Genomic DNA, 20,716 nt, shown 5'->3' on the forward strand with positions numbered 1-20,716 from the left:
TTTATTCCTTCCTGTCATTATATTTCTTACTGGTTTTACTAACACCATGTTTCCCGGCATCCTCTAAACAAATATCTGCTTTGATCAAATTTCTAATGCCAGGCAGATTATATCCCTAATTTCTTTTTAAAATTATGTATATATTGTCTGGATATAATAATAGATTCCTCATTTTGCAGGATCGCTTTAATCCTTCCGTTCAACAGCGGAGTTATCTGCTCTACTTTCATAAGATTTAAAATGGAAGATTTACTTACTCTGATTACACTGGTATCTGCAAATTTTTCCTCAATCTCATATAGTCTCAGACCTGTCTCATATACCTTGTTTTTTGTATAGATAAAAACTCTCTCATCCACTGTATCAAAGTAAAGAATATCTTCTAACTTTACAAAATAGGTTTTTCCTTCTGCTTTTCCCGTAATGGTATGGTTCAGTAACTGTATGGCCGATATGATTCGCTCTACCTCTTCCGTCTGACTTTGACATTTTATAGTAATCTCAGTTTCATTAACATCCTTGGACTGTTCTATATTTATCCTCAAGAGTTCTCTTCCTCCCATAGAGTTTCATTAATTCTATCTTACTATAATCTCTTTATTTTTCAATAGATTTCCGGTTTCCTGCCATAATTTAGGATGTAAGTTGCATACTCATATGGTTATACTAAGAGTCTGGCTTGCCGGTCGGGTTTTTAATTCTTAGGAAGTTCGGAGAACTTTCTATGTATTAAAAAAAGAACAGGTTTTCCCTGCTCCTTTTATACCTGCAGCAATATGAATCTACCGTGATTTAAAAACGCTTGAGCCATTTAATTATTCTTTCCACTGCTTCTATATATCTTTGCCCAACCAGAAGACCTGTATGAGTTGTTTTATATAGTCCTAAGTACTCCCCTCTTAGGTGCAGCGCTTCGGTCTGTCCCCGTCTGTCATCTTCTTCACTGTTTATCGCTTTGATAACCAGGCAAGGAGTCTTTATGAGACTGCTGTCAATGGATATCCCATCTTTCGCTCCAAAGAGAAAAGAAGAGGCCAGAAATGCATGTGTCGATTCCGCTGCCAGGTATTTTTTCTGAAATGTTATGTCCTCCGCTGATTCGTCCATGCTGTATTCCTCATTCCGTTCCGGAGCAGGTACAATGATTCCCGGTTTCACATTTTCCGTATTTTCGTAGGGAGCCATATCATGCACTTCCCTGCTGATACTCGAATCAATTAAAACCAAACCTGTTAATGAAATACTTTCCGCTGTTTTTTGGCACAGAATTCCTCCCATACTAAATCCAAGAATAATAGGTGGTTCACCACATTCCCTTATTACTTCCCCAATTACTTCCTTAATATCTTCCAAATAATCTTCAAAGTACACTTTCGTTAGATCCATAACCCTGCTTTTGTAATGACCTCTCATATTCATTACATAGCAATCCCATCCACCATTCACAAAATGGGGGATATATTTACTCCACATCCAGCTTCCCGTATAGGCACCATGTACCAATAACAAAGGAGGCCTTTTGTTCTTTGTACCGGCCCTTTCTATACCTTGGTATATTTCTAAGAATAAATCATTTTCTCCGATATATCTCTCCATATGATCCGGTAGTATTTTTGTATAATCTATCATTTCTTATTTCCTTATAATCCGCAGACCTACTGCGCTATAGCCACAAATTAGAGTGAAAGAATTGTTCTCGTGGCTCCTTTTCTTTTTTATTTTCTATCACCTTTTGTTGTTTAGTTTGATATCAAACTATTATAATAAATAAAATTAGAAGTTACTATAAATTTTATTAAGCATTTGAAATAATACCTCCTTTTCTTTATCTGATATGTCATTATAAAAAACCTTTAATACTTTTTGTGAAATCTCGTCAAATACGGGTTTTAAATCAAATCCTTTGACGGTAAGGGAAACATAAATGATTCTTGTATCCTCTTCATCTCTTTCCTTTTTCACATATCCAAGTTTGACTAATTTATCAACCAGCGCAGTAACGGTAGACTTATCTTTGCCGATTTTTGCGGCAATCTCTGCCATGGTCATCTTAGATTTATGAATAAGAGCAAAAATAATATCTCCATGAGATGTTACAAGTCCATCCACACCATGTGCTGCCAATTCTGAAATAATCAGACGATTGACTTTCTCTCTGATCTTTGAAATTAATGAAATAATGTCGTTTGAATTCATGGTTTCATTATAGTTTTATATCAAACTATTGTCAACATAAAATTTTATTACTATACAAAATAAATTTTCAGCACACCAAAACAGCCCTTGTTTCTCCGGTGCCATCTGTTATTATAGAAACACCTGATTCCACAGCATACTTATAATGGCTTTACTCTCTGTCCAACAATCATTTCTACTGCATTGGCATATTTTAAGAGCTCGAAATCAGTTTTTGCTGTTAATATAATGCCATAAGGCATTCCGTTTTTGTATAAACCGCAGGGTACCGTTATACTGGGAAGTCCGGTATAGTGCAGAATATTATTTGTTATGAGCATAATACAGACATCAATATTCCTTAACTGATAACGGATCTTTTTTAACTCTTCCGTCCTGTCAGCCAATATTTCCTGGTATTCTGCCTGATTTTGGTTACCCCATGTATTTTCCTCGGCTTCAATAAGGTATGATTGCCCATACCGTAATGTAAGGTCTTTATGCTCCATATTAAAATGAATAATATCCTTTAAACTCCGAATTGGATAACCGGCCGGCAGCTCTGACAAATAATGGTTTATGGCATTTTTGAATTCATATTTCATTAAAGGCATTACATTTTTTGTTGCCGGAATCTCTATTCTCTTTATATCCCCTCCTGCTGCTGCCAATTCTTTTATAATTTCATCCGTTTTTACAGTCTCTTCCTCTGTCATTACCTCTTTTCCCCATTCATTGATTCCGACGGTAACTCCATCTAAATTAATAATATTATTTATCTTTATTTGAGTATTGGTCAGTTCAGAGAAAAGAATGGAAGCATCGGTTACCGTTCTTGTCATTGGACCGGCCGTGTCAAGAGTATTGCTGATTGGAATGATGCCTTTCCGGCTAATAGTGCCTATACTGGGTCTAAATCCTACAATACCATTCTTTAACCCGGGAGCTATAATGGAATTACAGGTATCCGTACCAATGGAAGCAACACATAAATTAGCTGCTGTTGCAACTGCAGAACCTGAACTGGAGCCGGAGGGATTCTCCGTAACTTTATAAGGCGATTTGACCTGACCTCCTCTTGAGCTGTAACCACTGGGCATATCTTGTGTCATATAGTTGGCAAATTCCGTCATATTAGTCTTACCAAGAATAATCGCTTTGCTTTCCCTTAATCCCTTAACCAGATCAGCATCGGAGGCCGCAATTGAATCTGCTAAAGCTAATGATCCTGCTGAGGTATGCATAAAATCAGCGGTATCAATGTTATCTTTTATAAGAATCGGAATACCGGCTAACATTCCGGCTCCTTTGAACCCTTTTTTATCTAATTGATCTGCAATTTCTATTGCCTCCTGATTTATCTCGATCACACTGTTTAATCCATTCTCTCCCTGATCCAATAATTGAATCCGTTTTATGTAGTGCTGCACTAACTCTTTAGCGGATATGTTTTTATTTCTTAACATAATAACAAGTTCTAATATTGTTATCTCATTCAGATCTTTCATAAATCATTCTCCTTGTATAAGCATTCTGTTTTCACCGATTTCTAAAAACTCTTGTTTGTATATAATGTTGTTCCTTATACATATACTATAATGAGGTGATAATTATGATTATTACAATACAGGATTATTACAAATATACCCGCGGTTGGAATATCGTGTTTTTAAAGAAGTTATAAGCAACCGTCTTCTAACAGATGCCCTAGTGGAAATGCAGGTATCCTTTTAATACTAATTTCTCAACCAAGAAAAGACCTCCTTGAACCGGATCAAACCGGGAAATCGGAGGTCTTTTACGTTAATACAGTCTTTACACTTTAAATTTTTCTATAGAAATCCGAAGTTCATTAAATAAACGGGATAAATCTAAACTTAAGTTTGCTATCTCTTCAATCATTGCAGTTTGTTCTTCCATTGAAGCACTGGCTTCCTGCGTACTTGCTGCGTTCCCCTCAGCAAGGCTCGACAACTTCTTTATGGTATCCAGTATTTCATTTTTCATCTCTTCCATCTGATTACTTTCGGCTTTCATAACATCTGCCGATTGAAAGGAGGTTCTGGCTGCCACTGCTATATCCCGGTAATTACTTTCCGTATCGCTTACATTACGAGCCTGTTCTGCTAATACGGCTTTTACTTCTTCCATTGTATCAACCGAATTACCGGAGTCATTTTGCAGACTGGACACCATATCAGTTATGACTTTTGTTGTTACTGCAGACTCTTCCGCTAATTTTCTGATTTCCTCTGCTACTACATTAAAACCTCTTCCTGCTTCTCCTGCTCTTGCAGCTTCAATTGCGGCATTTAATGCAAGTAAGTTCGTTTCCTCAGCAATTGAGGCAATTAAATTGCTGGCTTCGCTTATTTTCCGAACGCTCTCATTTGTTTTTAGTATATTCTCATATACACTTTCAGTCGCATGGCTATGTTCCTTGGTTTTTATTGCAAGATTATCAATGACCTTTAAGCCCTCTTCCACTAGTACATCCACTTTAGAAGAAGCTTCTGCCGCTGCTTGGGCCTGCCTTTTATTATTTTCAATGAGTCTGCCTAAAATCAATAGTTTTTCAGAACCATTTTCGGTAAAAACAGCCTGGTCTGTTGCATCTTTGGCTATTGCATTAATAACCTCAGCAACTTCTTCTGCTGCCGTTGCCGATTGCCTTGAAGATACGGATAATTCATCTGCCGCTGCCGATGCCTGCAATGATAAATTTCTTACTGATGTAACTATGCTTTTAACAGTATCTGCAAAATTATTAAAATAAACAGATAAACTTCCAATTTCATCTTTCGATTTTACTGTAACGCGTTGTGTCAGATCTCCCTCACCTTCCGAGATATCTTTTAAGGTATTGGTCACCAGATTAATTCGATGTAAAACAGTCCTTATGATAATAATTACAGAAAATATGCTGGTCAGAATAATTAAAATAAATAGAATCATTGATTTTATGTATAAATTTTTTGTATTCCGTATAATCAAAGCATTTCCATTATTAAAGTTTTTATCAGCTTCATCCAGTAGAACCTTTACACTTTCTTCCATCTTGACCGCATATGGATCAAACTTCTCCATATAAGTATTTCCTGCATCCGTACCTTCCTTAATGTAAGCATTTGCCATATCAATACCCATTTGATAATATTCATCCAGGTTCTCTGATATAGATTCAAGAATTTCTTTCTCTATGCCCAATCCTTTTAAAACTTCAAGTCTGTTTTTGGCACTGTCATAATAAACGGCTGCTTCATCAAAGCCATCATCAAACCCCGGTTCTGCTCTGGTTGCTGAAATATCCGTCAGCCACTGCTGTATCTGAATAATGTCTTTTTGCAGCGATAAAGACTGTATCATAGTAGGTGAATTAATCTGCTGATGAGTCCTTGTAACATTCATAATATGGTTTAATCCTGTAAGTATTAAGAACATCAAGATTCCTGTATAAATAGTAATTCCTAACATCAAACTGATAAATTTTGCTGATATTTTCATAAGTACCTCCATCTGTATGCTGTGTGTTATGTGCTGTTAAACTCAGAATGCTAATAATTTTCTTAATATTTACCAGTTCCTGCTATAATATGGTAATTTATTAATAAACCGGATAATTCTGTTTAGTTTATTATACAATAATATTCGACTTCTTTCTATATCCATAATAGGAATTATTCTCAACTGTTATTTATACGTTACTGTCATTGGGAAGTTCTTAATATAGTAAAATTTATAATAAATTAGAAGTAAAATCAATTAAATGGGATCACCATAAACTATGAATTACAATTTTAGGAAATGTCTTTATGGTAATTGTTAGTAATATAATGTATAATAGTATCAAATTCTTGTTATATCGTCTAACGAACAGTTATTGAATATCTATTTATTATTATGAAACCAATAGTTTTAGTATATTATATTTAGGGAGATCTTTATGGAAAAAAATCATTTTGTATCAGTTGCCGGATTAGTTATTAATAATCAGAATGAGATTTTATTAGTAAAAAATCCTTGGAGAGGGTGGGAATTCCCCGGCGGAATGGTTGAACCCGGTGAATCTTTACAAGAAGCACTGCATCGGGAAATTTTTGAAGAAAGTGGTATTCATGTTATTATAACTGGATTCATCGGAGTTTATAAAAATGTGAAAAGTGACATCGTTAATTTAGATTTTTGCTGCAGGTATGAATCAGGCACCCCTACGACCAGTGAAGAAAGTCTTTTAGTCAGCTGGTTTCCAATAAATCAAGCCGCTAATATGATGGAAAATCCTTTATATGAAACTAGAATAAAAAATATGCTTTCCAACAATCCAGATATGTACTGTTATGCTTTTGAAAAGGATCCTTTTAACTGGACAGTTAAAGATGAGTTCGAAATTGGGTTGAAAGGAGCATTGAATTAAAGATGAATAAAGTAATATTTTTTGATTTATTTTTCACGCTAATAACACCCAGTTATTTAGAAAGTAAAAATGAAAATGATGTATTAGGACTGACGATAAAAGAATGGGAACAATACGCAGAAAATGATGTATTATATAATAGAAGAGCAACAGGGCAAGTCTTAAGTCCAGAGAAAATAATTGATGATATTGTTTCAATGATACCTGCCAAAGTAAATGAATTACAAAAAAGAGAAATACTTCTCCTCCGGCAAAAAAGAATGCAGGCAGCATTGATAAATATAGATCATCAAATTTTATCTACGATTCAGAAACTTAAAGAGAATGGAATAAAAACTTGTATCATTAGTAATGCCGATGTTATTGATACTATGTATTGGGATAAATCACCACTGTACGCTTTATTTGATGATGCTGTCTTCTCCCATAAGGTTAAATATTTAAAACCTGACAGTTACATATATAACGTAGCAATGAAAAAAATGAATGTAAATTCAAGTGAATGTATTTTTGTAGGTGACGGAGGTTCAAACGAATTGTTCGGCGCCAAACGAACAGGTATGAGAACTGTTTTCACTGAATATTTAGAGAAAAAACCGGAAGAAAAAAGAATAGATTTATTGGAATTTGCAGATTTTCATATTACAGAATTCAGTGAATTATTAAAGATATGAAATAAAATCAAACTTAAGCAGGTGATATACCATATAAATATCTCACGTATACGAGAATATAGGTATTGACATTTCGGTCTAAATAATATAGACTATGTTCATATGGTCTATAATTCATAGACCTTTTTTAAATTTATTGTATACTAATTTAGGATTTGGTTGTCAAATTCATACTAATTGTTAAGGAGGAATTGTTTTGAAAGAGATAAAACTAACCAAAAGTGAAATGAAATTCGCAGAACTAATTTGGAGATATGAACCAATCGGCTCCGGGAATCTGGTAAAATTATGTGAGAATGAATTGAATTGGAAAAAATCCACCACCTATACAGTCCTTAAGAATCTATGTGAAAAGGGAATTTTTCAAAATCGGGGCGCCATTATTACATCCCTGATGAAAAAAGAAGAGTTTTATGCTAAACAAAGCAGATTCTTTGTGGAGGATGCTTTTGGAGGTTCTCTGCCTAAATTTCTCACAGCTTTTATTGGAGGCAGCAAATTAAGTGAGGCCCAGGCTGCCGAACTGAAAAAACTGATTGATGAACATAAGGAGGAATAACGTTGGATCGATTATTTCTTACTGTTTTAAATATGAGCCTTACAGCAAGTTATGTAATATTGTTTATTATGCTGGTCCGGCTGCCTTTGAAAAAAGTACCTAAATTCATTTCCTATGCTCTTTGGAGTGTTGCGGCTTTCAGACTTGTATGTCCTGTTTCCTTAGAAAGTATATTCAGTCTTATACCGGCAGGAACCGCATCCGTTCCCAGCTATATAACCAATCGGCAGATAACTGGAAACGAAAGCGGTATTAACGATACCGGCTTCCATGCAGGATATACCCTGGTCACTCCAACTCACAACATTGCAGCTAATGCAACTCTTCCCCTTTATTTAAAGATAAGTATAGTTGTCTGGGTCGCAGGTATCCTCGTAATGCTGGCTTATAGTATTTTTTCCGTAATATCCTTAAAAAAGAAGCTGCAAAATGCCCGTAGTATAGGGAGATATCTCTACGAAGCCGATAACCTGAAAACTCCTTTCGTTCTTGGAATTATAAGACCCGTAATTTACATTCCCTCCGGTTTAGGTGATGAGGAAAAAAGATATATTATCCGGCATGAGCAAACCCATATTCGTCGTTATGACCCTTTGATTAAATTTTTATCCTATTTAATACTTAGTATCCATTGGTTTAATCCGCTGGTTTGGGCCGCATTTGTTCTGATGAGTACTGACATGGAACTATCCTGCGATGAATGTGTTATTAAAGAGATGGGCAGTGAAATTAAAAAACCGTATTCTATGTCACTGCTAACGCTTGCATCAAAGAAGCGCATTATAAGTGGAAATCCCCTCGCATTCGGGGAGGGAAAACTTAAGACCAGGATTAAAAATGTACTGGGTTATAAGAAAACAGCATTTGGGATTGTTATCGCTGTGGCCGTAATAGTAGGCGGAATCGGTATAGGATTAACATTAAATCCAAAAGAGCTGAACAAGGTTAATGATAATGATAATACTATTAATTATATTCAAATTGAAGTCACTGAGATTACCGACGATAAGATAACCGGAAGGATTGTTATGGATAAAGGTGACTATAAGGCCGGAGAAATAGCTTTAGTATCTATTGGCGATACCGTTACTTATGACGTAACTTCGCTCAAACCCGGTGATTGGGTTAATTTCGGTTATGACATGGCCAGTAAGTATAAACCTATGGAATTTGAGGCCTGTGAATTATCTATAATTGCAGACCATGATTACCTGACTACTTTTACATTGTTTGACAACGGTGCGATTATAAAATCAACTACCGTGTATAACCCTGATTTATCCGCTGAAATAGGCTCGTTTATATTAAGCGGAGCCCCTACCCTAAAACGAAACAAAAATGATTTTTTTGATACTCCAAATGTCTCTCGTTATTTAAAAATAAAAATTGGTTTGGGCGATGATAAATTTAACATATATTACGCCTATAAGAAAAACGAAAAATATTATATAGAAAATCCATATGATTCGATTTATGAAGTATCCCGTGAGACTTTTGATACACTGAATGAATACTTATATAAGGATGAAATCACGATATATCCCGCCGAACAGAAAGAACTTGAACCAGCAGTTCCCAAATGGTCGCCCGAACAGATCCTTGGTACCGATATGACAGAGCTTGATTACGCTTCGGATGATATTGTAATCTTTCACGGTTATTTCGGTCTGTATTTCTATGATATACAGGCCCGTCAAATCATACGCAGCCTAGACTTAAAACCTCTTGGCTGTCATCAGACCCAGGGTGACAATTATTGCGAAGTATCAGTCAGCACGGACGGAAACACAGTGCAGCTGCATCCTATGAGCAGGGAAGAAATGTATGTCTATGCGGTTTCGGACAATACCCTGACTAAAACAGCTTATGAGCCCATGAAAGACCGCTTTATCAGTTTTGTCCCGATTCAGGAAGTTATTGATCCTGCGGAACTTGGCAGCTACAGCTACAACGCGGTCAAGTTTGATAACAGCGACTATGGAATCCTCCACACTTACGACTGGACATTAGGCACTCTCTCCTATACACGCGGCGATATGATGTATGAACTGTTTGATACATATTGAATTGAAAAAGGCAAATATTTTTAGGAATATGTTAAGTTCTGATTGTATTCCCAGTCCCACCGCATAACTTGTAAGACCACCGCTTAGACTTCGCTGAAAAGCGGTGGTCTTACCGTAACGTTAGAAAATATTTTCTTTTAGTATTTGTTTTAAAGTCTTAAGATCTTCTACCTGATTATAAGGGATATTAAGCCTGGTTAAGTAATCTTTAATTAGATTTCCGCAAAAATCATGAAGAGCTAAACCATTGATTAAATGATTCAGGAATACTTCTTTATTTTGATGTCCTATAAATTCATTTATATAGTCTTTATCACCCTTAAATAACTCAAACACAATTGGTGCCAATTCGTAATATTCCGGTGCCAGGGTGCAATCAGCAAAATCGATTAACCGTATATGACCATCCGATTGAACTAATACATTTTCCCCTGTGATATCACCGTGAACCAAAACACAAGAATTAAGGCTCTGTCCGTTCACGTTTTCCTCTAAGTCCTTGATTAAACCACTAGTTAAGCCCTCTAAACGTGAATTATATATGGTTTGCCTTTTTAAATCCTTTTTTATAGGCAGATTATCTGCCGGCTGATTCAGGTTTTTCAGCGTGGCTTTCAGCTGTTTAACAACTTCTCTCTTTTGTTCCAGATCATAAAAAGGAAGTACATCTTTTGCATCTGCACCAGCTATATATTCCATTATAATATAGCGGAACAGGTATTTATCCTTTATCTCACCTTTTGAAATAATCCTTGGGGCGGAAATTCCTCTCTTACCGATCTGTTCCATAACTGAAAGCTCTGCTATAAAGTCATATTCCGTATCAAGACCTGATTCCTTAGGTACAAATATTTTAATAACATATTGATCCGCCTTGAAAACCGCATTGGTTCCGGGTGTCAGAATACTAATATCCTCTTTAATATTTAATCCCTCTTTTTTAAAAATGGCTCTGGTTAATTCTCTGAAAGCTTCCGTGGAATTAAAAACCTCAGACCAGGATTCCCATCCGTCTATAACCTGTTTAAAATAGTACATAATGAACTCCTGCCTTACTCTTCATGCCCGATATATTCCAGCATAATCTTAAAACTGATATTTCTTGTTGTCTCCATATTCTCAAATTTAATGACATAGGATGACGTATCCTGGTTAATATCTAATATTCTACCTTTTCCAAAAACATGATGATCAACTAAATCATTTATTGCAAGACAACGGCTGTTTTGTTCCAGTTTCTGCTCATTCAGCTGGATATACAGCTTAGCATCACTTGCAAGCCTGCTCTCTAACTCAACCATATAGTTGATATAAGTTTTCTCTATATTAAAAATAAAACGGGACGGATACCGGTAAGACCCATCATAATTAACACCTTCCGCATCACTTAAAAATAAAGCATTCTCAGCCCGGGTAAATGCTACATAAGCAAGCCTTCTCTCCTCTTCCATCTTATCCGCCGTATCAATATGCTTCGTAGGGAAGATTCCTTCATTCAAACCACATACAAACACATAGGGAAATTCCAGTCCTTTCGCAGTATGAATCGTCATCATCTGCACAGAATCGGAATTCTCTTTTTGATCTAAGTTGGTAAATAAAGATATTTTCTCCAAGTAATCAGCCAGAGAACATTCTTCTCCGGCAGAATTCTCATAATCAAAAATGGATTGTTTTAACTCAGCTAAATTATCCAATCTTTCCTGTTCACCATCTGTTCGCAAAAGGGCTTCATAACCGCTATCATTTAAAATATCGGATAGTAACTCTGATATTTTTTTATCTTCGTTAATTTGCTTATTTTTTTCAATTAATGACACGAATTCCCCGGCTCCGGTTTTACGAAACAGGTTATCTTCCAGATTATCCAATAAGGAACGGTACAAAGAACAGGCATTGTTATTAGCATACTCCTTTAAAAATGCCATACGCTTTTCCCCAATGTTTCTTTTGGGAACGTTTATAATACGGCTAAAGGAAATATCGTCGGAATAAAGAATCATCCTCAAATAGCATAAAACATCTTTAATTTCCTTTCGTTTATAAAATTCTATTCCGCTGTAAATAGTATATCTGATATTTTCTTTAATAAAAACTTCCTCAAAGCTTCGGGATACAAAATGGGATCGGTACAGAATCGCAATATCTTTTAGTCTGATACCTCCCTCCTGTATCTTCTTTATCTGGGTCGCTATCCATTCTGCTTCTTGCTGTGATGTTTTCATATGGTTGTAAATAACCGGGATATCGGTCTGTTTTATGGGAACTAAACTTTTATCAATACGCCGTTTATTTTTCTCGATTAATGAATTCGAAGCCTTAATAATATTAGGGGTTGAGCGGTAATTTTTATTCATAATTATAGTCTTGGAAGAGGGAAATGCTTTATCAAAGTTTAAAATGAACTCCACGTTGGCACCCCGCCAGGAATATATGGTCTGGTCAGGATCACCCACGATAAACAGGTTATGGTGATAATCACTTAATAATTTAGATAATGTGTACTGCTTTGGACTTACATCCTGAAATTCATCTACCATAACATATTCCATTTTTTTTTGCCATTTGAGCTTAATCTCTTCTTGATTCTCAAATATATATAAGACATAATTAATTAAATCATCAAAATCAAGAGCATAACATTTCTTTTGTTCATAGAGATACCTGTAAAAGATCGCATCTTCGTTGCTTTTTGCAGTTATAAATTTATCTTTTAAAACATCATTATTGGTATCTAATATATAAGTTAAATAGGGTTCTTTCTCTTTTCTTGCTGCTATCATATCTGTGATAGTACTAAAGGTATAATTTTTAGAATTGAGCCCCATGTCTTCAAAAATAGTATGTAGAATAGAGGTTACATCTTCCGTATCTATAATCAGAAAATTCTTAGGGTACTTAAGCACATGAATATCCTCTTTTAATACCTGTACGCAAAAACCATGAAAAGTGCAGATATAACCCGTATCGTTATCCCCAATCATATTACGAATCCTATTTTTCATTTCATTTGCTGCTTTATTGGTAAAAGTAACGCAAAGTATATTGGAAGATGCGATTCCAAGGTCATTTACCAGATAAGTAAACCGGTGGGTCAGTGCTCTGGTCTTACCGGAACCTGCACCGGCAATGACCCTTATATATCCCTCGGTTGCTGTCACTGCCTGAATTTGTTCTTCGTTTAAACCGTTCAATAATGTATCTGCCACTTACAGAACCTCCTGTATTTATTAAGAATCCGGCACTCGGCCTGATTTATTTTCATTTTTATATTATCACATACAAACATATGTTTCAATAATATATACTGAAGTTATATAAGTAGTTTGAACAAGAGGTTACCAGCTAATTTAAAATTGCTCCTTTACACCCGGAGGATACACTTTTTGCATACCTTTTTAGATATCCGGTAGTGATTTTTGGCTGTCTTGGCTGCCATTTCTGTCTCCGTTTATCTAATTCTTCTTCACTTAATAGTACGTTAATGGTACACTCCGGAATATTTATTTCGATGATGTCTCCGTTCTTTAGGAGTCCTATATTACCACCATCCGCAGCTTCCGGTGATACATGACCGATAGCAGCTCCTCTGGTCGCACCGCTGAATCGTCCGTCCGTAATAAGTGCTACTGTGCTGCCTAAACCTCTTCCCATAATTGCAGAAGTAGGATTTAACATTTCACGCATCCCCGGGCCGCCTTTCGGACCTTCGTAACGTATCACCACAACATCTCCGCTCACTATATGTCCATTATTAATTGCTGTGAGGGCATCCTCTTCACAGTCAAATACTTTGGCGATACCTTTGTGGTATAACATCCCATTTGCTACCGCTGACCGTTTAACGACACAGCCATCCGGTGCAATATTTCCCTTTAACACCGCGATTCCGCCTGTGTTGCTATAAGGTTCTTTTATTGTTTTAATAATATTCGTATCTTTTATCCGGCATTCGCTTATATTTTCCGCTACTGTCTTACCAGTACAGGTTAAAATTTCGGTATGTAATAAGCCTAGTTTATTTATTTCGTTCATAACGGCATAAACACCACCGGCTTCATTTAATTCCTCTACAAAATGGTCACCGGCAGGAGTGAGATGGCATAGAGTTGGAGTTTTTGCAGATATTTCATTTGCCTTATCCAAATTTAACTCAATACCGCATTCATGGGCAATAGCGGGAAGATGAAGCATACTGTTGGTACTGCATCCCAGTGCCATATCAATGGTAAGGGCATTATAAAAAGCATTTTCAGTAAGTATATCTCTTGGACGGATATCTTTTTCCACCAGCTCCATTATCTTCATACCTGCCTGTTTTGCAAGACGGATACGCTCTGAGTAAACTGCCGGAATCGTTCCGTTTCCTTTTAGCCCCATACCAAGTACTTCTGTCAGGCAGTTCATACTGTTGGCGGTAAACATTCCGGAACAGGAGCCACAGGTTGGACAGGCTTTGTTCTCATAATCACTTAAAGTAGAAGCATCTATTTTCCCTGCCCCATACCGGCTGACTGCTTCCGATACTGTAGAATAACTGATTTTTTTACCGTTTACAGTTCCTGCTAACATAGGACCGCCGCTGACAAATATGGTTGGAATATTTACTCTCGCCGCTGCCATTAACAGTCCCGGAACATTCTTATCACAATTCGGAATCATAACCAGTGCATCAAAAGCATGGGCAATTGCCATAGCTTCCGTAGAGTCTGCAATTAATTCTCTTGTGACCAAAGAATATTTCATACCCTGATGACCCATTGCAATTCCATCACAAACCGCTATCGCCGGAAATACGATAGGGGTTCCTCCCGCCATAGCTACTCCCTGCTTTACTGCTGATACAATTTTATCCAGATTCATATGTCCCGGAACGATTTCGTTATAGGAACTGACAATTCCGATTAAAGGTCTGTTAATCTCTTCTTCCGTTAATCCCAGCGCATGAAGTAAAGCTCTTTGAGGTGCTGCGGCGATCCCTTTTGTTATCTTTTCACTGTTCATAAAAATTACCTCCTGGTTAAATTATTAATAGAATCTGAATGTCAGAAGTCAAATTTAGTTTTCGAATAAATACAAGTCTAATACTTTATCTTGACTTTTGAAAATCAAATCAAAATGATAAATATTTCAATATATGTATGATTCATTATACGTTGTATGTTGTCTGATGTCAATACACATATCGTACAGCTTCAAGGTAAAAAATAGTAAAAAATAAAAATCATAGCTATAAAGAATAATCGGAAAAACGCCTAAACAAACCTTTATTGATTTGTTTAGGCGTATTTCCGATCGCAGTTTTTACTTTTGAAATCCTATACGTTAAAATTGAAATGATCTCTTATAACTTTCTATTTAACTACAATACCTTTTTGAAATACTGTTTATGCTTTTCATTGCTGCACTCTGTTCTTCACTCCTGATTGCAACAACTTCTCAGATATCAAGTTCTTTCATAGCATGGAGGATATGCAGCTTCATTGCTGTCTTTGCTCCTAAGGCATTCCTCTGTTCCAGAAACTCCATAATCATACGATGATCATATAAAGTATCCTTTACAGCCTGTTCATTTTTCTTTGAAAGAGTGACCCCTTTATGAATGGCCTGATATATAATCGGCATTAATTTATTCATAAACTCATTATGGGTAGCTTTAGCGATAGATTTATGAAAAGCCTGTTCCTCTTCGGTTCTGTCTTCTCCGTTGATTATTTTTTGCTCAACCTGCCTGCCATATAACAAAATTCTCTTTAATTCATTTTCCGTAGCTCGTTCTGTTGCATAATAGGCAGCTTCCGGTTCAAATATCAACCGCATTTCATATAAATCTTTCGCATTTACTTTAACGCTGTTAAATTCCTCAAATCCAAGATTCTGGGCAATATTTGTATGATGAGTTACAAAGGTTCCTTTTCCCCGTCTTATCTCCAGAACATCATTGGTTACCAGAATTCGAATGGCCTCCCGCAGGGTAGTACGGCTTATATTTAATTCCTCTGATAATTCATTTTCATTGGGCAGTTTATCTCCCGGAAAAAAACGTTTATCGATTGTTATCATGGATAAAATATCGTCAGCAATTCGTTCTGATAACATTTTTGACTTTGGCATTCTAATATTCCTTTCGCTGCAATAAAGTAATAAACACAAAATAACTGAATTATACTAATCATACTACAAAAGATATTTTGTATCAATGGGGATGTCTGATGTCTGAGTTTTAATTTTGGCTTGTAATCGCATCCGACTTCTGATCCGGATCAGTTTCTATTGCATCGGCATTATCTTCTGGCAGAATCTCACTTGCAGGTCTTCTGACTTCCTGGGTTGTAAGGACGGAATCTGTTGAATGTTCCAGATTAACACCCAGTTTGTCTAAAGTAATAAACTTTAATAAAGTATCCATAACCGTATTGCTGCCGGTATCACCCTGACCGCCGTTTCCGTTACCCATGTTAACAACAGTCTTAGGTACAATGTCTACCTGTGAATTCTTGATTGCATCCGCCAGTTTATCAACAACTTCCTGAATTACCCTATATTCTGCTCCGCCGTATGCCTTAACCTGGGCATCAATAGCCTGCGCTCTTGCCAGTCCGACATTCGTTTCTTTGGAGGCTTCTGCCTCACCCTCTAAGCGAATTCTGGAAGAATTTGCTTTAGCCAGGGCAACAATCTGATTTGCTTCCTGTTCTGCTTTACTTGCAAGTGCAGCACCGCTGTTACCTTCAATTTCAATTTGTATTTTAGACTTAGTCAAGAAACTTTGCTGTTCAGCAATAGCCTGAGCTTCTCTAAGTGATTTCTCACTTTCGGCTGCGGACTGTTGTTTCTGATAGGTGATTTTCTTCTCTTCTGCAATTTGTCTTTCCCTTAATTGAGTCAAAATATTTTCTATCTGTAAATCACTGGCCGTCGTTTTGGGGGTACCAATAAGAACTTCTTCCAACTGCAGATTGTACTTCTGAAACTTTTCTTTCATTTCAAGGACAGCCCTTTCACGGATTTCGCTTCGTTCCTGTATTAACTCGATCAAAGTCTTAGTCTGGGCAACATCTTTAAAATATGCGCTGACTAATGGGTCTAAGGATTGATTGACCAGCATATTAATATCACCGAATCTTTGGATTACCCAAGGAGCCTGCTTATAATCAATATGCATAACAACGGACAACGGCAGCGAAGGTTCAAAAGCATCCTTAGTTATTATATCTACTTCCGTAAGGTTTTCATCGTACTTATGATCACCGGTTTCGGTTTTGTTCCATTTTAAGATAATATTGGTAGTGGGTACTAATACCACTTTACCTGCATCCGTGTTAAATGCATATTTACCTGGCATCAAAGGTTTCTCCAATACACCCTTACAGCCTTCTCCTACTAATTCACCATGTTTATAATCGACTCCGGTGGTATCCACACCCTCTTTACCGAAGAATGATACCACAACACCTACGAAACCAATCGGCACTACGGTTTTCGGCCTGAATTCCACAGTTGCAAATAAACGGTTAACATAATACGTACCATCTGTCAGGACCTGAATCTGCTTACCTCTTCTGCCGCCAAGTTCCAAGAATTTCTCCGGGTCCTGGAAGTTGGAATGTTCCGCACCTACATCCTCGGCAATGATTTCTCCCTGCAACAGAGGAAGTCCGTCATGGATGGTAACAATACCCATAAGGTCACTGGATTCATTTCCGTTACCCATAATTACGATCGGACTGAATGCACCTCTGGCAGCAAGTGTCTGCTGCATACTCACAAGTTCTGATCGCTCCTGTTTGGAACCTGTGTTAATCGCTTTTATATCATTTGGAGTAATTACAATAAATTCTGCTAAATTTATAGCGTAAGTACCTTCTCTTAGTATTCCTCTCTGTGGTCCTCTCTGTCCGCCATTCTGCAGAAATCCTCTTACATCCTGGAAGTTGTTTGCCTCCTTCACTACTTTGCCTAAAGTCTGGGTAGGGGATAAAGGCAGTCCGTCACGGGCAAATATATAAGCAATCTGACCCTGCGGCACCGTGATTAAAGGATACTTATGAATCTTGTACATTAATACGGATTTGAAGTGAATACCCCCGCGAAGCAGATCGGGTGAATATCCGGCTTCTCCATTCAGAGCAATAATGGAATCCTTTAAGGAACCTTTCATGCTCCACCATTTTTCAATTACAGCTACTTCGTCGGAATCAATTACCCTAAGACCTAATATTTTAAATATAATCAGATACAATAGAAGTAATCCGCCAACTACAGCTCCTGCCACATAATATAACACCATATTACCATCTCCTCATCAATATTAATATATATATGACTCTACATTCCTAATCATACTCCTATTATGGTAGTTAAGCAATGACATATTATGCTAAGAAAGACGAAAAAAGGACTGAATTCACCATATGGAATCAGTCCTCTTTGGTATCACATTATTTTACCTTCATTATTTTTCTTGCTATACCAACCATGGGTTTATAGAAGATACCCTCCATCTCTTTGCTTACCACCTTAAGTTGGGAACGTATTGCTATATGCTGTGGACAATGTGTCTCACATTTACCGCATTCCTTGCACATGGAAGCATTGGCTGGTTTTACGGACAATGCACCCAATGTCTGCATATATTTCCATCGCATTGATTTATCATTTAACAGATATTTATCATTATAACAGGAAAAACAGCCCGGTATATCGACCCCAGCCGGACATGGCATACAATAACCGCAGGCAGTACAAGGTATTTTGGTCTTTTCCAGCATAACAGACTTAACTTTATCAAAGATGGCAAGTTCTTCCCTGCTCAGCGAATTTGCGTCTACATCACTGGCAATTCGAATATTATCAGTTAATTGCTCTTCGGTACTCATACCGGATAATAATACATTTACTTCCGGATGATTCCATACCCATCTAAGAGCCCATTCAGCCGGAGAACGTTTAACAGCATAGCTATTGAATGTTTTGGTAACTTCATTCGGTAAATTATTAACTAATTTTCCACCGCGTAACGGCTCCATAATAATGACCGGAATCCCTAAACTTGCTGCGAGCCGTAATCCATCCTTCGTGGCCTGATTATTTTCATCCATATAATTATATTGTATCTGGCAGAAATCCCAGGGGTAAGCTTTTAGAATTTTTTCAAAATCCACCTTTCCTCCGTGAAAAGAGAATCCGATATTGCGTATCTTGCCCTCTGCTTTTAACTGCTCCATCCATTCCATAACACCCAGGGATTGCAACCGTTCAAACATCGGTTGGTCCGTTAGCATATGCAACAGGTAATAATCAATATAACCAGTCTGTAATCTGGCTAATTGTGTAGCGAATATTTTCTTGGCATTATCTAATTTATTGACCATAAACGGAGGCAGTTTCGTAGCTATTTTAACCTTTTCCCGGTAACCGCCGGCTAATGCAGCACCAAGAAACGACTCACTTTTTCCTCCATGATAAATATAAGCTGTATCAAAATAATTCACCCCTGCTGCAATAGCATCCCGAACCATAGCAGTGGCTCTGGGTTCATCAATACTGCCGCCCTTAGTAGGAAAACGCATACATCCAAACCCTAATATGGAGAGGTTATCCCCGTTTTTTTGATTTATTCTCGTTTTCATTATTTTCTCACTTTCCGCTGTCATCAGCTACAGTTTACTGTAAAGCAGCCGTTGGCGGCATCTCAATTATTAGGGGCAAAACATATATGGTCTCCCTAATGTTTATCTAATACCCTTATAAAAATATCTTTATCCGCCTATTAACGAGATTCACTTACATGTATCGTTGTCATATAATCATATCCTTTTGGTACATTTACTTTCTCCCAGGCAAAATCAGGCGTTAAACCATGATATTCTAATGACAGCCATAAATGACATAAGGCTATACCAATATCAATCTGATTCATTTTATTAAATAAAGGCGCCATTATAATATTTAAACTTTTACGGCTGACTATAATCTCTTCCTTACTTCCGCTGATATACCAGGGCTGTGAGTTTGATGCCGACGGAGCAAGCCTCACAGGTTCCAGCAACTCCTTACAATCCGTTAAATTAGTAATCTCGGTTAGGTTCTTACGTTTGAATTCAGAAACATTACTTCGATAGAGCGGTTCCGTTGTTTTACCGAAAGCAATCATAATAACAAATTCCATACCGTTCCTTTTATCCGGTATATCTCCCGCTACCTTAGCCATACCAAGCCAGCAGCTGCCTAAATGATTTGCAGAGAAATAAAGATCCATCTGCTGAAGTAAAAAGCCGGCATTTGTAAGGAAGCCCTCTGTTTTCTCCGAATATATGCAGATATAGTGGGGAGCTTTAATCGGTAAAAGATTTTTAATATCATTGGAACCAAGATATACAAATTCACATTTTATTTTCCTATCCAAAGGTCTTATTTCTGCTGTATGATTCTTAATGTCTGTTAACACTGCCGCATCAAGAGGTGTCATGTCAAATTTGCGGATTGACTTCCGTTTATAAATTGTTTCATACAATTGTGAATTTGTCATTTTTAATACCTCCTTCTAATTTTCATTTTATTGTTCCTTGTCTTCTGCTAAGATTTTACTTATAAATAATACTTTACGTATTATACCATTTTACTTACCCTATGTTAATAATACAGCGGGAATAACTAAAAATTTAATAAAATTTTTACATGTAATTCAAAGTAAATTTATAAGTATTTTACATGTAATTCTAAGATAAATTTATAAGTATTTTACAGATTGAAAAGAGAATAAGTGTTAATAATAATATCAACTGCAGAATCAATAAATTTACAGTTAAATTACACCAAAGGATAA

General features: G+C 36.7%; 16 protein-coding genes. 4 read left to right on the forward strand and 12 right to left on the reverse strand.

All coding sequences use genetic code 11. The annotated features are described in order from the left end of the window. Positions 1–107 precede the first annotated feature (107 nt). From RBU59_RS07265 to RBU59_RS07285, 5 genes are all read right to left on the reverse strand, one after another. On the reverse strand, positions 108–545 hold the full coding sequence (locus tag RBU59_RS07265) for a LytTR family DNA-binding domain-containing protein (protein WP_308147214.1): 438 nt from the start codon (positions 543–545) through the stop codon (positions 108–110). Positions 546–792: 247 nt separating this feature from the next. Further along, entirely contained in the window at positions 793–1,629 is an 837-nt protein-coding gene (locus tag RBU59_RS07270) for an alpha/beta hydrolase (protein WP_308147215.1), read from the reverse strand. Between the two features lie 144 nt (positions 1,630–1,773). Continuing rightward, positions 1,774–2,196 carry a MarR family winged helix-turn-helix transcriptional regulator gene (locus tag RBU59_RS07275; RefSeq protein ID WP_308147216.1) on the reverse strand — a complete coding sequence of 141 codons (423 nt, stop codon included), beginning with the start codon at positions 2,194–2,196 and terminating at the stop codon, positions 1,774–1,776. Positions 2,197–2,336: 140 nt separating this feature from the next. Further along, the gene (locus tag RBU59_RS07280; RefSeq protein ID WP_308147217.1) at positions 2,337–3,683 is read right to left on the reverse strand and encodes an amidase family protein; all 1,347 of its coding nucleotides are present in this window, start codon (positions 3,681–3,683) and stop codon (positions 2,337–2,339) included. Between the two features lie 307 nt (positions 3,684–3,990). Beyond that, entirely contained in the window at positions 3,991–5,679 is a 1,689-nt protein-coding gene (locus tag RBU59_RS07285) for a methyl-accepting chemotaxis protein (RefSeq protein WP_308147218.1), read from the reverse strand. A 439-nt stretch (positions 5,680–6,118) separates the two neighbouring features. On the opposite strand from RBU59_RS07285, the gene RBU59_RS07290 reads away from it, so the two are divergent. The 4 genes from RBU59_RS07290 (at position 6,119) to RBU59_RS07305 (ending at position 9,888) form a co-directional block, all read left to right on the forward strand. Beyond that, entirely contained in the window at positions 6,119–6,589 is a 471-nt protein-coding gene (locus tag RBU59_RS07290) for an NUDIX hydrolase (protein ID WP_308147219.1), read from the forward strand. A 2-nt stretch (positions 6,590–6,591) separates the two neighbouring features. After that, the gene (locus RBU59_RS07295) at positions 6,592–7,263 is read left to right on the forward strand and encodes an HAD family hydrolase (protein ID WP_308147220.1); all 672 of its coding nucleotides are present in this window, start codon (positions 6,592–6,594) and stop codon (positions 7,261–7,263) included. Between the two features lie 196 nt (positions 7,264–7,459). Next, positions 7,460–7,822 (forward strand): BlaI/MecI/CopY family transcriptional regulator, encoded by a 363-nt coding sequence (locus RBU59_RS07300; protein WP_308147221.1) that lies wholly within the window; start codon positions 7,460–7,462, stop codon positions 7,820–7,822. Between the two features lie 2 nt (positions 7,823–7,824). Further along, on the forward strand, positions 7,825–9,888 hold the full coding sequence (locus RBU59_RS07305; RefSeq protein WP_308147222.1) for a DUF5301 domain-containing protein: 2,064 nt from the start codon (positions 7,825–7,827) through the stop codon (positions 9,886–9,888). A gap of 120 nt (positions 9,889–10,008) precedes the next feature. Here RBU59_RS07305 and RBU59_RS07310 read toward each other — a convergent pair whose 3' ends face one another. The 7 genes from RBU59_RS07310 to RBU59_RS07340 form a co-directional block, all read right to left on the reverse strand. Beyond that, positions 10,009–10,926 carry an aminoglycoside phosphotransferase family protein gene (locus RBU59_RS07310; protein WP_308147223.1) on the reverse strand — a complete coding sequence of 306 codons (918 nt, stop codon included), beginning with the start codon at positions 10,924–10,926 and terminating at the stop codon, positions 10,009–10,011. Between the two features lie 14 nt (positions 10,927–10,940). Continuing rightward, a complete protein-coding gene (locus RBU59_RS07315) occupies positions 10,941–13,097 on the reverse strand; it encodes an ATP-dependent helicase (protein WP_308147224.1) in 2,157 nt (718 codons plus the stop codon). A 136-nt stretch (positions 13,098–13,233) separates the two neighbouring features. Beyond that, the gene (ilvD, locus tag RBU59_RS07320; protein ID WP_308147225.1) at positions 13,234–14,892 is read right to left on the reverse strand and encodes a dihydroxy-acid dehydratase; all 1,659 of its coding nucleotides are present in this window, start codon (positions 14,890–14,892) and stop codon (positions 13,234–13,236) included. Between the two features lie 435 nt (positions 14,893–15,327). Then, on the reverse strand, positions 15,328–16,002 hold the full coding sequence (locus RBU59_RS07325; protein WP_308147226.1) for a FadR/GntR family transcriptional regulator: 675 nt from the start codon (positions 16,000–16,002) through the stop codon (positions 15,328–15,330). A gap of 109 nt (positions 16,003–16,111) precedes the next feature. After that, complete coding sequence (locus RBU59_RS07330; RefSeq protein ID WP_308147227.1) at positions 16,112–18,178, reverse strand: SPFH domain-containing protein; 2,067 nt, start codon at positions 18,176–18,178, stop codon at positions 16,112–16,114. Positions 18,179–18,329: 151 nt separating this feature from the next. Then, positions 18,330–19,520 (reverse strand): aldo/keto reductase, encoded by a 1,191-nt coding sequence (locus tag RBU59_RS07335; RefSeq protein WP_308147228.1) that lies wholly within the window; start codon positions 19,518–19,520, stop codon positions 18,330–18,332. A gap of 140 nt (positions 19,521–19,660) precedes the next feature. Beyond that, the gene (locus RBU59_RS07340; RefSeq protein ID WP_308147229.1) at positions 19,661–20,419 is read right to left on the reverse strand and encodes a nitroreductase family protein; all 759 of its coding nucleotides are present in this window, start codon (positions 20,417–20,419) and stop codon (positions 19,661–19,663) included. Between the last annotated feature and the right edge of the window lie 297 nt (positions 20,420–20,716).

The organism is Anaerocolumna sp. MB42-C2, assembly GCF_030913705.1.
GTDB lineage: Bacteria > Bacillota > Clostridia > Lachnospirales > Lachnospiraceae > Anaerocolumna.

What these genes read in the sequence shown, in the direction of transcription:
- RBU59_RS07270 (WP_308147215.1), bottom strand. Translation starts at nt 1,629, where the DNA reads ATGATAGATTATACAAAAATACTACCGGATCATATGGAGAGATATATC.
- RBU59_RS07330 (WP_308147227.1), bottom strand. Translation starts at nt 18,178, where the DNA reads ATGGTGTTATATTATGTGGCAGGAGCTGTAGTTGGCGGATTACTTCTA.
- RBU59_RS07335 (WP_308147228.1), bottom strand. Translation starts at nt 19,520, where the DNA reads ATGAAAACGAGAATAAATCAAAAAAACGGGGATAACCTCTCCATATTA.
- RBU59_RS07310 (WP_308147223.1), bottom strand. Translation starts at nt 10,926, where the DNA reads ATGTACTATTTTAAACAGGTTATAGACGGATGGGAATCCTGGTCTGAG.
- RBU59_RS07325 (WP_308147226.1), bottom strand. Translation starts at nt 16,002, where the DNA reads ATGCCAAAGTCAAAAATGTTATCAGAACGAATTGCTGACGATATTTTA.
- RBU59_RS07280 (WP_308147217.1), bottom strand. Translation starts at nt 3,683, where the DNA reads ATGAAAGATCTGAATGAGATAACAATATTAGAACTTGTTATTATGTTA.
- RBU59_RS07340 (WP_308147229.1), bottom strand. Translation starts at nt 20,419, where the DNA reads ATGACAAATTCACAATTGTATGAAACAATTTATAAACGGAAGTCAATC.
- RBU59_RS07275 (WP_308147216.1), bottom strand. Translation starts at nt 2,196, where the DNA reads ATGAATTCAAACGACATTATTTCATTAATTTCAAAGATCAGAGAGAAA.
- ilvD (WP_308147225.1), bottom strand. Translation starts at nt 14,892, where the DNA reads ATGAACAGTGAAAAGATAACAAAAGGGATCGCCGCAGCACCTCAAAGA.
- RBU59_RS07290 (WP_308147219.1), top strand. Translation starts at nt 6,119, where the DNA reads ATGGAAAAAAATCATTTTGTATCAGTTGCCGGATTAGTTATTAATAAT.
- RBU59_RS07295 (WP_308147220.1), top strand. Translation starts at nt 6,592, where the DNA reads ATGAATAAAGTAATATTTTTTGATTTATTTTTCACGCTAATAACACCC.
- RBU59_RS07285 (WP_308147218.1), bottom strand. Translation starts at nt 5,679, where the DNA reads ATGAAAATATCAGCAAAATTTATCAGTTTGATGTTAGGAATTACTATT.